Annotated in this window: 13 protein-coding genes; 3 read left to right on the top strand and 10 right to left on the bottom strand. The window is 34.7% G+C overall.

What is annotated here, in order from left to right; all coding sequences use genetic code 11:
* Positions 1–5 precede the first annotated feature (5 nt).
* From MKY81_RS12225 to MKY81_RS12200, 6 genes are all read right to left on the bottom strand, one after another.
* Positions 6–728, bottom strand: a complete 723-nt coding sequence (locus MKY81_RS12225; protein WP_066227809.1) for a DsbA family oxidoreductase — start codon at positions 726–728, stop codon at positions 6–8.
* A gap of 95 nt (positions 729–823) precedes the next feature.
* Complete coding sequence (gene fadH / locus MKY81_RS12220; RefSeq protein WP_066227812.1) at positions 824–1,588, bottom strand: 2,4-dienoyl-CoA reductase; 765 nt, start codon at positions 1,586–1,588, stop codon at positions 824–826.
* Between the two features lie 175 nt (positions 1,589–1,763).
* Positions 1,764–1,985 carry a hypothetical protein gene (locus MKY81_RS12215; RefSeq protein ID WP_066227815.1) on the bottom strand — a complete coding sequence of 74 codons (222 nt, stop codon included), beginning with the start codon at positions 1,983–1,985 and terminating at the stop codon, positions 1,764–1,766.
* Positions 1,986–2,138: 153 nt separating this feature from the next.
* Positions 2,139–4,235 carry a sensor domain-containing protein gene (locus tag MKY81_RS12210; RefSeq protein ID WP_181294277.1) on the bottom strand — a complete coding sequence of 699 codons (2,097 nt, stop codon included), beginning with the start codon at positions 4,233–4,235 and terminating at the stop codon, positions 2,139–2,141.
* A 172-nt stretch (positions 4,236–4,407) separates the two neighbouring features.
* Positions 4,408–7,533 carry an MMPL family transporter gene (locus tag MKY81_RS12205; protein WP_108072982.1) on the bottom strand — a complete coding sequence of 1,042 codons (3,126 nt, stop codon included), beginning with the start codon at positions 7,531–7,533 and terminating at the stop codon, positions 4,408–4,410.
* Positions 7,530–7,988, bottom strand: a complete 459-nt coding sequence (locus MKY81_RS12200; RefSeq protein ID WP_108072980.1) for a MarR family winged helix-turn-helix transcriptional regulator — start codon at positions 7,986–7,988, stop codon at positions 7,530–7,532. The genes MKY81_RS12205 and MKY81_RS12200 overlap by 4 nt, the downstream gene beginning before the upstream one ends.
* 206 nt (positions 7,989–8,194) lie before the next feature.
* On the opposite strand from MKY81_RS12200, the gene MKY81_RS12195 reads away from it, so the two are divergent.
* Positions 8,195–8,647 carry a YkyB family protein gene (locus tag MKY81_RS12195; protein ID WP_066227826.1) on the top strand — a complete coding sequence of 151 codons (453 nt, stop codon included), beginning with the start codon at positions 8,195–8,197 and terminating at the stop codon, positions 8,645–8,647.
* Positions 8,648–8,736: 89 nt separating this feature from the next.
* Here MKY81_RS12195 and MKY81_RS12190 read toward each other — a convergent pair whose 3' ends face one another.
* Positions 8,737–9,642, bottom strand: a complete 906-nt coding sequence (locus MKY81_RS12190) for a chemotaxis protein (protein ID WP_108072976.1) — start codon at positions 9,640–9,642, stop codon at positions 8,737–8,739.
* Positions 9,643–9,813: 171 nt separating this feature from the next.
* Between MKY81_RS12190 and MKY81_RS12185 the strand changes: the two genes are divergently transcribed.
* The gene (locus MKY81_RS12185) at positions 9,814–10,968 is read left to right on the top strand and encodes an aminotransferase A (protein ID WP_341117905.1); all 1,155 of its coding nucleotides are present in this window, start codon (positions 9,814–9,816) and stop codon (positions 10,966–10,968) included.
* A gap of 51 nt (positions 10,969–11,019) precedes the next feature.
* Here the strand turns inward: MKY81_RS12185 and MKY81_RS12180 are convergent, their stop codons facing one another.
* From MKY81_RS12180 to MKY81_RS12170, 3 genes are all read right to left on the bottom strand, one after another.
* Positions 11,020–11,199, bottom strand: coding sequence for a hypothetical protein (locus MKY81_RS12180; RefSeq protein ID WP_066227834.1), 180 nt, complete (start codon positions 11,197–11,199; stop codon positions 11,020–11,022).
* Positions 11,200–11,259: 60 nt separating this feature from the next.
* Positions 11,260–12,132, bottom strand: a complete 873-nt coding sequence (locus tag MKY81_RS12175; RefSeq protein ID WP_280523960.1) for an NAD(P)-dependent oxidoreductase — start codon at positions 12,130–12,132, stop codon at positions 11,260–11,262.
* A gap of 151 nt (positions 12,133–12,283) precedes the next feature.
* Positions 12,284–13,069 (bottom strand): SDR family oxidoreductase, encoded by a 786-nt coding sequence (locus MKY81_RS12170; protein WP_108072972.1) that lies wholly within the window; start codon positions 13,067–13,069, stop codon positions 12,284–12,286.
* Positions 13,070–13,504: 435 nt separating this feature from the next.
* Between MKY81_RS12170 and MKY81_RS12165 the strand changes: the two genes are divergently transcribed.
* A complete protein-coding gene (locus MKY81_RS12165) occupies positions 13,505–14,731 on the top strand; it encodes an IS110 family transposase (protein ID WP_108073350.1) in 1,227 nt (408 codons plus the stop codon).
* Positions 14,732–15,059: the final 328 nt, after the last annotated feature.

The raw sequence follows: 15,059 nt of genomic DNA, 5'->3' as shown, positions 1-15,059 counted from the left end.
ATCCTTTAGTCTTCTGAAACAAAACAACCTTCATCCGTACAGTATTCACTTTTTGCTTTATTAGGATTGATCATTTTCAAAGGTGTTTTCCCTTGTTCCTCTTCCCATACCATGTTTAATGCATTTACAAATGCTTCAACAGGTTGTGCACCGGAAATAGCGTATTTTTGATTTAATACAAAAAATGGGACGCCTGTAATTCCTATTTGTTTAGCCTCATCCTCATCATCTCGCACAGCATCTGAGTATTTTGACCCATTTAGCATTTCAATTGTTTCTTCACGATTTAAGCCGATTTCCTCTGCCAAATCTGCTAAAGTATTTAAATCACTTATTTTTTTTGAGTCTGTAAAATATGCTTTTAGTAATCGTTCAGTCATTGCCGCACCAAACGATTTTTCTGCAGCAAACTTCGCCAATCGATGGGCATCGAATGTATTTGTCGGGATCATCGAATCAAATTTATAAGTTAATCCTATTTCTGCCGCTTGTTCCCCTATATTTTCATTTGCTTCTTTCGCTTGCTCTATGCTCATACCATATTTCTTTGCCAATGCCTCATGTATATTCAATTTATTATTCTTACTCGCATTTGGATCTAATTCATAGCTTCGATAAGCGATTTCCACTTGATCCCTTTCCGGAAACTGTTCTAATGCCATTTCGAGTCTTCTTTTACCTATATAACAAAATGGGCAAACAAAATCAGACCATATTTCTATTTTCATCTATAACACATCTCCTTAGCTTAGACCTTTTCATATTATAATAACACTCTCGTATAGAGGTTATCACGAAAAGTGCTTCACTATAACAGTTTGTGTTAAAAAGGATATTGATTTAACCATTGACCTCCATCCATTGTGATACATTCACCATTTATATATGCTGCCTGTTCAGAAAAAAGATAATAAGCCAAGCCCGCAATTTCTTCAGGTGTTCCTAATCGTCCTAGTGGTACACTATGTAGTGTTCTTTTTGCAGCCTCCTCTGATTCCCAAAGTTTATCCGCTCCACCGGTTCTTTCAATTGGTCCAGGTGCAATGGCATTCACCCGTATTCCATATTTTCTTCCCCATTCAACCGCAAGTGTGCGGGTCAAAGACAATACTCCAGCTTTAGCTGCAGCGGAATGTACGACACCAGGACCAGCATCCCAAGCATATGTTGCTACCATATTGATTATGCTTCCTTTAATCTTATTCTCAATCCAATAGTTTCCTACTGCTCTTGAACAATAAAAAGTTCCATTTAAAACAATATTTATGACAGAATTCCAGCCATTTACCGATAACTTTTCCGCGTGAGTAATAAAGTTTCCTGCTGCATTATTTACCAGAAAATCAATTCTGCCAAACTTATCATTTACTTCCTGCACCATTCGTTCAACATCTTCCGGATTTCTTACATCCATCTGTACAGTCAAAATATTAGAATGAAATTGAAGTAACTCCTTTTTCACATTTTCGAGGCGTTCTTCATTTCTTCCAGTAACAACAACACTTGCTCCTTCTTTAGCAAATCGATACGCCATATGCATTCCCATTCCACTAGAACCACCAGTAATAATAACAACTTTATCTTTCAATTACGTCTCCTCCTTCATGAATGAATACTCACTCATATTGTAACATGAAGTGATTTGAAATATTGCAAATTATTTTCATAAAAACAATGCAAAAATAAAAGGACCGAAAAACAGTACCTGTAGAGTAGATTTTTTCACTGTCTACTCTACAGGTACTGTTTATAAAAGGGCCATTCTATTTATCTTCCATCTTATTTAATAGAGACTCATTTAATTTCGTTAACGAGCGGATAATTGATTTTTTTCGATTATACCCTTTAACCGTCACCGTAATATCATTATATTCTGTATAAACCTGTCCCCAAGCACCGGAAGGGGAAAAACCATATGAAAATATTTTTAATACCCCTTTTTCAGAAGGAAAATATAGTATATCCAAATGCTCATGTGGTGTCATAATTGAAACCTCCCTTTTTAGAAACATCAAATGGAAACTTCATATTCTTTAAGTCTCTAAATTAATTATATTATAAAATAGTATGATTTTCGTTAACAACTTTAACAACAAATTTATCCATATTTCCTAAACAGCAATAGACGATTGAAATCACTATATATATAAAACTTTTTGCTCAATTTCTTTCGCGCTGACCGGGCGGCTAAAATAGTACCCTTGAGCCTTCTGACATTGAGCGGATACAAGAAATTGAACTTGATCTTCTTCTTCTACACCCTCTGCAATCACTTCCATCCCTAAATTATGGGCAAGATGTATGATTGTTTTTGTAATTGCTGCATCTTTTTCATTTACTTGAATTTCACGAACAAAAGACTGATCAATTTTCAAAATATCGATAGGAAATCTTTTTAAATAATTTAACGAAGAATACCCCGTACCGAAATCATCAACAGAAATGATAATTCCTATCTTCTTTAAACGATGCAACATTGAAAGTGCAGCGATTGTATCTTCCATCGCACCTTCAGTAATTTCAATTTCCAATGCAGATGCAGGTAATTGATTCATGAATAATGCTTTTTGAATGATTTCCGGTAAGTTCGTTTGCAGAAATTGCTTTGGAGATATATTAATTGCAACACGTATATCCTTATAACCTTTGTTACGCCAATCCGCTAATTGGGAACAAACACTATGAATTACCCACTCTCCAATCGGAATAATTAATCCTGTTTCTTCAGCCAATGGAATAAACTGTGATGGCGGAACATTTCCAAATTTCCTGTTTTGCCAACGTAATAATGCTTCAAATGTTTTTATTTTTCCTGTTTTTAAATTGACTTGGGGCTGATAATGCATTACAAATTCATTCATCTCAATCGCTTTACGTAAATGAGCCTCCATTAGAATATAGTTTGGAAAGGCATCTTTCATATCAGAACGATAAAATCGAAAATGACCTTTGCCCTTTTCTTTCACCTGAAGAAGTGCACCATCAGCATTTTTTATTAATGTTTCCGAATCTTGACCGTCTGCGGGAAACATACTTATTCCTATAGATGGTGTGACATAATAGTCCTGTCCATTAATATCAAAAGGGATATTAAATAAAGCTAATATATTTTGTGAAAATCGATTGACTTCTCTTTTTTCATGACCCGGTAACAAAATAACAAACTCATCTCCGCCTAAACGGTAAACACGATAATTAGCTAGTTTTAAAGTACCTAATCTTTCTGCTGTTTGTTTTAACAAAACATCTCCAGCTTGGTGGCCAAGTGTATCATTGAAATATTTAAAACGATCTATATCCATATATAATAAAGCAAATTCACGCTTTTTCTGCTTTGAATTAGCAATTTCCATTTGCAAATGTTCCATAAGCGCACGACGATTCCATAATCCAGTTAAATGATCGTGCATCGCCATAAAATTCATTTTTTCATGATTCTCCCATTGCTCTGTTAAATCACGAATAATAATATATATACCAATAATTTTTTCGTTCACTATTATCGGTACTGTTTTTAGTTGAACATTTATCTTCCTTTCTTCATTGCCGATAAAGATACAATCACTTGTTTGGGGTTCACCTAATAATGTATTAGTCATCACCCGAAAAATATCTGATACACTTTTTCTATCGACAAAATCGTAAATCGAACGATCAAGCATTTCATTTTCCGAATACCCAAACATTTCTTGACTTGCAGGATTTACATTTAATATTCGTCCCTTTTCATTTACAGAAAATATTGCATCTAAATTATGTATAATAAGAGATTGGTATATTTCTGTACTCTCCATTAATTGTTTTTTTTCAAATGCAGTATACGAAATATCTCTTGTAACCGAAACAATATAATTAATCGTATTATTTTTATCGGTAATCCCAGTAAGGCGAGATTCAAAAATTCTTTTTTCCCCATTTTCGATTTCTATTTCATCCAAAAAAACTACGGTATCGTTTGTTTCTATTACCTCTTTATAATAATGGATTAAATGTTTAGCATGCTCTTTCGGTAAAGCCTCTGTTAATAACTTCCCCATATCATTCTTATGAAGATTAGCATGTTCTAATCCTTTTTCATTTGCATAGACATAGCGAAATTTCCCACCTTGTTCCACTTTCAAAATTATAATTTTGTCCGAAAGCTGCGTAAAAAAAATGTCTTTAACCATTTTTTCTTCAAAAAGATTTTCAGGATGCTTCATATCATTTATTTGTCTATTATTTTTCTGATTCATAATCTCATCCTTTTTTTACCCTTGTTATCCAATTAACCCATAAAAAATCTGTTGTTTTTTCTCTATTATTGTCTATTTTACAAGGAATTAAGAAAAAAGAATAGGCATTTAAAAAATAATTAAAAATGTCTATTCTAAAGTTTGGCCAGGTTTTTAAACCCGGCCCGTTAAATTATTTGTTAGAAATGAAGGGCCACCAATTTCCTTTTCCAAGAGATCTTACCATAACGGGTACAAACAACGGTAAGATGATAAAGGCATAGAATAATAGACCTGACAACACGATTGTAGCAATTTGCAGCAATGACATCACGCCTGAAGGAAGCATCGCAGCAAAGGTACCCGCTAATATAATGGCAGCAGATATGATAACCGTACCCATGTTTTTCATTGCAAGTAACATACCTTCTTTAACATTTATGTGGCGATATTCTGAAAATCGATCCATTAAGAAAATAGAATAGTCTACACCTAATGCCATGATAATAACAAAACCGAAAAAAGGTACCGCCCAACTTATCCCGGAATGACCAAGTAGATTAACAAAGATCAGCTCAGTAATCGCCATTGAAGAGTAATAGGTTAGTAGTAACGATGCGATTAGATAAATTGGCATAATTAAGGATCGTAAGAGAATGACTAAAATTAGTGCGATCCCTGCGAGCATAAACATCACCGTTCGATTATAATCAGCATTTGACATATTTTGAAGATCATGATTCATACTCGTAATTCCTGAAATACCAATATGGGCATTTTCTAATTTTGTTCCTTTTATTGATGTTTTTACTGTATTTTCAATATCATTAATCGTTTTCATTGCTTGATTAGAATATGGATTTTCATCTAGTACTAAATCGAATGTTGTTACTTTCCCATCTTTAGATAAATAGACGTTAAATACTTGTTGAAACTCCTTATTACTTATTAATTCATCAGGAATATATATACCGGACTGTTGGATTGGTGTTTCTTTAGACATTTTATTTAAAAATGAATTGGCGTCGGAAAGTCCATTTTTAATTTCTCCAAGACCATCAGCACTTTGAGTCAATCCATCTGATAACTGATTCATCTGACCATTAAGCGGACTAAAACCTTTTTGAAGTTTAATTTGACCTTCAGCAATCTGATTCAGTCCATTCGAAAATTCGGGTAGCTTATTTACTACTTTATTTTGACCATTTGCAAGCAATGTAAGGCCATTTTCAATTTTCTCTAAACCTGAAATAATTTGATCGAATCCGGATGCAAAACTGTTTAACCCAAACGTAATTTTTGATAAACCTTGATTTGCTTGAGATAGTCCATTAGTTACTTTAGCTAAGTTTGCATTCAGCGCACTCATTCCTGGTGTTAATTCCGTTTTTAATTTTTGTGAGATTCCTTGAACTGTTAATTTTATTTCCATATAATTTTGATTTATTTGCAAACTAGGATTCTCTTTTTCTATAGCAGTGAAATTACCATTTAGATTTGCCAGCGCTTTTTGAACTTCTTTCAACCCGGCATTTACTTCAATATATTTCGGAGTAAGTTGATCCAATCCGGAATAAATGGTTTGGTAGCTTTTCAGCAATTCATTGGCACCATTTTTAAGCTTAATTGCTTCCTTTTTTGCTTCCTTCACTCCAGATTTAATCTCTTTTGTTCCTGTACCGCTTTTTCTAATATTCTCTTCAATTTTGGAAAGGGTATTTTGCAAATCACCAAATCCTGATTGGAGTTTAACCGTCCCATTTTGTAGGGCTCCAATCCCTTCTGTCGCCTCTTTTAATTTAGGGGTTGATTCTGAAAGTGATTTTGCAGCATCACTTAATCCATCTTTAATCGTTCCGATTCCTTTATTTCCTTTTTTGATGCCATCGCTTACCGTATCAACTTGATTTTTCACATACAATTCTTCCAATATTTTTCCGACAGGTCTTGTTGCACTGCGTACCTTTTCTATATCTTTTGTATGTGATAAATCATTACTAATTTTTTCGATTAACCCTAAATATTCTTTTGATTTCATTGATTCGTCATTTTCCATGACAATTTTAACTGGCATAATTTCACCCGGACCAAAGCTATCAGATACTAAATTAAATGCCTTTACAGATTCATATTCTTCACCTATTTCGTCTAATGAATTATATGATAAATCACCGTCATAGGAAATGAGTAAAGGGACTGTAAAAATTGCTACTATACATAGTGCAATGAGCGGACGAGTAATGGCTAAGTTTCCCATCCAGCCCCAAAGTTTGCTTTGTGAATGTGAAATGTCACCTTTAATCGGCCAGAATAGCTTATTTTTCAATGTCGCCATAAAAAATGGTACAATCGTCAGCAATGAAATTAGTAAAAAAATGACCCCAATAGCAACTGCAGAAGCGGATTGGTATAGTTTAAAACTGGCAAAGCCAATCGATGCAAAACCAATCATTACTGCTAAACCACTAAATACAACTGTCTTACCGGCACTTTTATATGTAGCTAAAATTGCACCGAAAGTGTCATTTCCTTTTGAAAGTTCTTCCTTATAACGGCTCAGAAGTAATATACAATAATCTGTTCCGATCCCAAAAAGGACAGCAACTAAAAAGATTTGTGTAAAATTCGATAAAGGAAAATTCAGTTTATCGACTAAAAAGGCAACAACCGATTGACTAACGAGATACGTTAAACCTACCGTAACAAGTGGAATAATCGGCGCTACGACTGAACGGAAAACTAAAATTAATACGATTAAAATAAATATGACTGTGATGATCTCTGTTTTTTTCAAACCGTTTTGTGAACTTATAACAACATCTTCATTAATTAGCCCATTACCCGTCATCATCGTTTCAACGTTTGGTGTTTGGATGGCTTTGTTAAGTGTTGCTCGAACGTCTTTTACTTCCTTGTTTTCCATATCTACATCCAACATAGCGAGGATAGTTTTACCGTCTTTCGCTACAAGCTGATCTTTTAAATCGCTTTGACCAAAATGGGTAGTAATTTCATTAATTCCTAGTTTATCCTTGTTATCTTTTAATTGATTAATCGTTTTTTCTATATTTTCCGTCTGTTCTTTAGTCAATTTCTTTTGATTATGGAATATAACAATAAATGGTTCTGAATGGGATTTATTAGTTGCGTGTTTATCAATTATTTCTTGTGCCAAGGTTGATGGGTATCCATCAGGAACGGTAATTTGGCCTTTTTCTCGGACTAGTTGTTCCATATTTGGTGCTTTCCATATTAATAAAGCAGCGGCTAAAATCCATAGCGCTAATACGATCCATCGGAAACGGACAATCGCCTTCATACATTAGTTTCCTCCTTATGATCTTGTATGATTGAAAGAATTTTCTCGTACAGATCGATGAATGCCTCAAAATCTTTAGGATCTAACTTCTCTAAATACTTAGAAACAAAGCTCTCGATCTTTGCTTCGCCTTGTTCATAAATTATCTGACCTTTTTCTGTTAGAGAAAGATAGATATTTCTACGGTCGTCTTTGTCTCTTTGACGTAAAATGAATCCTTTTGCCTCCAATTTCTCTATTTTCACTGTAATTGCGCTCTTATTCACACAAAGTTCTTCAGCTAATTCCGATGCTCTTATGTATTTTCGATTATATAACTTTCTTAAAATCGCAAATTGTTCAATAGAAAAACCGTCCAGTACTTGTTCAGACATTATTGACGATATTCTTTTTGTAGCGAATAGATAAACATCTTCATATCGTTTTATTAATAATTTTATTTTATCGTTTTCCAAATAGTTCACCCCTTAAACAGTTGATAACCTTAACTATATTCCGTGCTATATTTTTTGTCAATTAGGATAATAAGAGGTTTAATAAAATCGTTAATTTTCAGACAAGCTTTGCAATACGGGACATAAGTAGTATAATATGGTTAATATTTTATTTTGAATGGACAAACGAAAGAATTATTTCGAAAAATATGAAAGGAGATCTTTTTTTGAATTCGCACGAATCCACTCCATTAAAGCCTACAATTTTAAACCTTTCTCAAGCAATCTTTACAGTGAATCGTCATGCAAAGACGGCTACAAATCCAAAGTATTTGTATAAGCTAAAAAAAGCGACAATTGAAAAAATGATTATTGAAAAAAAGGCTAGTAAAGTAGGACTACACTTTTCAGAAAATCCAAAGTATAGTAAACAACAATCTGATGTCCTTGTAAAATGTGGAGATTATACTTTCCATATTCCACCTTCAAAACAAGACTTTCAAGAACTACCACATCTAGGAAAACTTGATCACTCTTCAAAAAACCCAAAATGTCGCGTATCGCTTAATCAAGCTAAACAATTGTTGGAACGATATACAGGTATCTGTGAGCTTCAACATACACAGCATCGGCCAAAAGCAACAAGACCCATTTTCAAAAAACTTGGTGAACGATATTAAAAATAATAAAATGGACTACTATGAAAATAGAGTCCATTTTATTATTATTTAGTGTTTAAAGAAAAGCAACAATCTTTTAGTATAGAGCCCTATTTTATATGTTCATCAATTTTTAATATTAATTGATTTATTTCAGGTTTGCTTACTTGATCATCTGCGCCTACGATTTCGCCTTTATGTCGTAAACTGTCAGTAATCAATGAGGAAAATATAATGACTGGTACTTGTGATAGCTGCTCATTGTTTTTCACTTTCTTAGTAAAATGATGGCCATCCATTTGTGGCATTTCAATATCAGTAATAATTAATTGCACTTCATCTAAAATATTTTTACCTGCCATGAGTATCGATTCTAAATATTGAAAGGCATCTTTACCATTTTCAAAAAATTCCACATTTTCATATCCCGCTTCATATAATGTGTCATGAATCAACTTTCTTAATAAAGAAGAGTCTTCAGCAACGACGATTCTTTTAGATGAGCGTTCCCTTTTACCAAGCTTTTTTATTTCATTTTTATTAATTCCTGTTTCCGGATTTATTTCAGTAACAATGCGTTCGAAATCTAACATGAGAATCATATTGTCATTTTTCTTTATTACTCCAACTATTTGTGCGCCATCTCCGGAATATAAATCGGAGGGTTTTTCAATTTGATCCCATGAGATTCGATGTATTTGAGTAACATTTTGTACTTGAAACACTACTTTTTGTTTATTAAATTCAGTAACAATGTATTTTTCATCGGCATTAGTTGTCGATTCCCCAAGTTGAAGAACTTTTCTTAAATCGACAACAGGCAATACCTCTCCCCTTAATTGAATGATCCCTTTAATAAACGGATGAGCGTGAGGAATAAATGTCACAGGAAGAGGTTGTATAATTTCTTTAACTTTGATGACGTTAATTCCAAAACTGTTGTTATGTATTTGAAATTCTATTATTTCTAATTCATTCGTTCCACTATCTAATAAGATTCCATTTGAACTTTCCATAAAAGACTTCCCTTCGCAATTATTCATTGTAAATATACCACGAAATAAACATATTGTCTGTTATCTAAAAAATGAAATCTATAATTCTTAATGTCATTTTGCAATAATTTTTCTCTTATTCCATCTTAGTCATGATAAAATATAAAAAAGCAGGATAAAAGGATGAAGATAATGGAACATTTACTTAATAAACAAGTATTAGACATTGAAATATCCGGAATTAGAAAGTTCTTTAATATGGTGAGTGATATCGATGATTTAATTTCTTTTACAATCGGACAACCTGATTTTCCTACGCCGGAGCATGTGAAACTGGCTGGAATAAAAGCGATTGAAGAAGACTTTACTTCTTATACACATAATGCCGGTTACTTCGATCTAAGAAAAGCAGCGAGTGAGTTTGTATTAAAAAAATATGGATTAACGTATCGTCCTGAAGATGAGGTAATTGTTACTGTCGGTGCCAGTGAAGCGATTGATATTGCCTTACGAACGATTTTAACGGAAGATGATGAGGTTATTTTACCCGGACCTATTTATCCTGGATATGAACCAATTATCCGGATATGCGGGGGAGTTCCCGTCCATATTGATACAAGGGATTCACAGTTCAAATTAACGGCTGAAAAAATTAAACCGTATATAACAGACAAAACAAAATGTATCATTTTACCTTACCCTTCTAATCCGACAGGTGTAAGTTTATCTGAACAAGAAATTAAAGAAATCGCATCCTTACTAAAGAAGAAGAATATTTTTGTCATTGCGGATGAAATATATAGCGAGCTTGTTTATGATAATGCCCACTATTCAATAGCATCAGACTTAAGGGAACAAACGATCGTCATAAACGGATTATCAAAATCTCATTCAATGACAGGTTGGCGAGTTGGATTTTTATTTGCAGATCAATCCGTTTGTAAGCATTTCCTAAAAGTACATCAATATAATGTATCGTGTATATCATCAATTTCACAAAAAGCTGCATTTGAAGCACTAACGACTGGCATAGATGATGCAAAATTAATGCGGGAAGAATACTTTAAGCGAAGAGAATATGTTGGTTTACGATTATCAGAAATGGGATTGGACTATGTTAAACCGGATGGTGCGTTTTACTTTTTTGTTAAAATACCGGAAAATTTCTCAACTAGCTCTTTTGATTTCGCTCTCGATTTGGCTAATAAGGCAAAATTGGCCGTAGTACCCGGAAGTGCCTTTTCTAAATACGGCGAAGGATATTTCCGTATATCCTACGCCTGTTCAACAGAAGTTCTTCAAAAGGGATTGGATCGATTAGAAACGTATTTAAATAGCATGAAATAATTGCAAAAGCGTATCTCACGGCTTTGATGTGGATACGCTTTTGTTATTTTATTATTGACCTTTATACTTTCCGTTGTTTTTACTTGCTTTTTCTTTCTTGGCTTTGTCTTTATGGATTTTATTAGCTGCTGCACTTCCCATTTCATGTGCAAATTCTTCATTTAATACAGCTGAATCAAAGCCTTTTTTATTTTTTTGATCTGCATCATTTTTCTTCGTACGTTTCGCCATTTTTCTTCCTCCAAACATAAATAAGATCAGACATATTTAGTTTGAATAATTGGCTAAAAATTATTCCCAATACTTGATTAAAGCTTGTGTTCCACTATTCTCTTCACCTTTTTCTGCCAACTGATCATAAAGTTTTTTCGCAAGTGAGAGACCCGGCAGGTGTAAATTCATTTTTTCAGCCTCTTCTAATGCGATTCCCATATCCTTAATAAAATGTTTGATGAAAAATCCCGGGGAATAATCATTCACTAACATTTTTGGAGCTAGATTTGACAATGAAAAACTTCCAGCAGCTCCTGCACTAATGGATTTCAAAACATTTTCAGGATCTAAACCGGCTTTTTTCGCATATACGAGTGCTTCAGCCACGCCAATCATATTTGTAGCAATGGCGATTTGATTACACATTTTTGTATGTTGGCCCGCTCCTGCTGAACCTTGGTATATTATATTTTGTCCAAAACATGATAAAATTGGTGACACTTTTTCAAAGATGGCTTTATCGCCACCAACCATTATTGTAAGTGTTCCATTTTTTGCTCCAATGTCTCCTCCGGAAACCGGTGCATCCAATGAATATAAGTCATTTTCTTTCGCAGCATCATAAATCGATTTTGCGAGAGTTGGTGTAGATGTTGTCATATCAATTAGAGTTGCTCCTTTACGAGCATGAGCGATTAGCCCATTCGAACCAAAATAAACCTCTTCTACATCATATGGATAGCCAACCATCGTAATGATGACATCCGCTTTTTCAGCAACCTCTTTTGGAGTATCACACCATGTTGCGCCATTATTGATAAGCTCTATTGCTTTTTCTTTAGATCGATTATAAACAAAAAGCTCATAATTCGCCTTTGATAAATGAAGGACCATACTTTTCCCCATAATGCCTGTTCCAATGAAACCAACCGCTAATTGTTTTTTATCCACTGAAATTCTCCTTTGACAATTAAATATTTTAATATGTACAAAAAAAGAGCCCGTGAAACAGGGCTCTTAAGAAAAGAATAGGGGATGTGAGAAAAAATCTCCAATTTATGCTTAAGCTTATTTTACCCTTTTTAAATATAGATAAACCTATTTAAATTGACTTTATTTTTCCTCCATCTACTAGAAAACTGCTGCCAGTCACATAAGAATTAGCAGCGGAAGCTAAAAATACGACAATATTTGCAAATTCCTCCGGTTCCCCATATCTTTTTAGCGGAATTGTTTGTTTCTCCATTTCTTCCACTTCTTCAATTGATTTATTATTTTTCTCTGCATTAATTTCATCCAAATGTTTCACTCGATCAGTAGCAATCCGACCTGGGCCTAAAGTATTTACCAAAATATTATATTTTGCAAGTTCCATTGATAACGATTTAGACAATCCGACGATTCCCGTTCTAAAAGTATTAGAAAGGATTAGACCTGGTATCGGCTCTTTAATTGAAGAAGAGGCGATATTAATAATTTTCCCACCGTTTTTCTTTAACAATGGCAAACATTCTCTAATAATCCTTATGTAGGATAGCAAATTAAGTTCAAATGCATTCTGCCATTGCTCATCGGAAATTTCTTCAAATCCTCCGGCTGGTGGTCCACCTGCATTATTAATTAAAATGTCTAATGAACCGTATTCACGATCTAATTTGTCCACTACCGCACGTATTTGCCCGGGGTCAGTAATATCACAGCCAATAAAGTCAACTTTTCCAGTCCCAACTTTAGAAAGCTCCTCTTTTACCGACTTTAATTGTTCTTCATTTCTACTAGCCAACAATACGTTCGTTCCTTCTTGTACAAAAACTTTTGCAATAGCTTTTCCTAATCCTTGACTTGAAGCGATAACTAAGGCAGTTTTCCCTTTTAATCCAAGTTCCATTAAACATTCCTCCTCGTATAATAAGTTTTAGAAATTGCTTTTATTGTTCTTTGATAACTAAATAATTAAGATATTGCTATCTATGATGGAGGCAATGCTGCTCTCTCTTTATATTCATAAATAGCACAACCCGAATTGCTTGGATACTGGGGGATATCCCTGGATAATAGACATTGGAATGGATCCAACTGGGAATATGCTGTTTCCTCCTGTAGTTCGACTACGATTAAAGACTGTGACCCAGACAATGGTTGTACTGCAAACACACAAGCTGTATCGGTGTATTTCTATACCAATGTTAGTGGACATTGGGGCAGCTTTTAGAGACGCACCTTTTGAATACTCATACGCGAGGCTGTTGCCAGACCATTGTTTCTAGGGATATCCCGCAGTATCCAAGCTTATTCCATAATCAAATGAAAGGAGGTCCTTTCCGTGAATTTATTTGTAGGTATTGATGTAAGCTCTAAAAAACTTGATGTGTGTTTTCTGGACAGCGAAGACACACGTTTAAAAGAAACGACTTTTCCAAACGATATTCATGGAGCGAACCAGATTAAAGAAAATATCTTAGCTTATCATGGACAATCCCATTACGAAAAAATCATTGTCGGCATGGAATCCACCTCTGTGTATAGCTTTCACCCTGCGCATCTTTTAGATAACGATGCCGACTTAAAACGGATTGGGGTGGAAGTGGTGGTTCAAAATCCAAAGGCGATCCATCGGTTTAAAGGCTTATTTGAAGAAGATAAAACCGATAAAATTGATGCATTTCGGATTGCCGACTTTCTTCGGTTTGGGCGCTATAATAAAACCATCATCAAGGAAGAAAAGTATGTTGCCCTTCAGCGTTTAACGCGTTCTCGTTATCAGGTCATTCATCAATTGACCGAGTGTAAGCAGCATTTCCTTGAAAATCTCTATTACAAGTGCAATACATTGACCAATGAAGTAGATACTTCTGTTTTTGGTTCGACCATGATGGAGTTGTTCGCTGAATCCTTTTCGCTGGATGAGATCGCTCAGATGGAGCTGGAAGAGCTGGCTGAGTTCCTTCAAGAGAGAGGAAAAGGTCGCTTTCGTCAGCCAGAAAAAGTTGCGAAATCCATCCAAAAGGCGATTCGTGACTCCTACCGTTTAGGCAAGGTCGTACAGGACTCCGTTGATGTCGTATTGGCCACCTATGCCAAACTCATTCAAACACTTAAAAACCAGGTCAAAGAGTTAGAAAAAGGGATTGAGTCCCTATTTCACATTATTCCAGAAGGACAGTGCTTGAAAAGCGTGCCGGGTATTGGTCCGGTTTATGCGGCAGGGATTATCGCCGAAATCGGTCAAATTGATCGATTTGAAACACAAGCGCAAATAGCTAAATATGCCGGTCTCTTCTGGAAAAAATCGCAATCAGGCGACTATGAATCGGAACGAACACCACGAGTCATGTCGGGAAATCAGTATCTTCGTTATTACTTAGTTGAAGCTGCCAACTCGGTCCAACGAAATGAACCCGCCTATCGTGAATTTTACTTAAAGAAGTATAAAGAAGTTCCGAAATTTCAACACAAAAGAGCCCTTGTCATGACTGCAAGAAAATTAGTGCGTTTGGTGGATGTGCTACTACGCAATCACCAACTCTACACGCCAAAAAGGAGCGTGTAACTCAAAAGCAAATAGCTGCTTTTGAATCCTTTCAGCAAACCCGAACAAGCGTTCTTGTGATGGTGCGGGTTTAGTTCAGTGCGCCTTTTTTTCCTTTGAAAGTCCAAAATCAACTTTATTTTTTATGGATTTTCTCTTGACTTATTACCACAAGTCTTTCTATAAGTATAAACGATTCATGATACACGTTTCATTAATTTTTACAAAATAAAAAAAACAGACGAAATTTATCGTCTGTCAAAAGAAAATAGGGGGAAAAATGAGAAAGAAATTACTCACCTCAAGGATTACCTTCAATTCAATCTTGAGATAATTAACTTTACCACCT

It is taken from the genome of Heyndrickxia sp. FSL W8-0423 (genome assembly GCF_038009395.1).
GTDB classification, from domain to species: Bacteria; Bacillota; Bacilli; order Bacillales; family Bacillaceae_C; genus Heyndrickxia; species Heyndrickxia sporothermodurans.
Note: the sequence above shows the minus strand (reverse complement) of the source record. Positions and strands in the feature narration are given on the sequence as shown.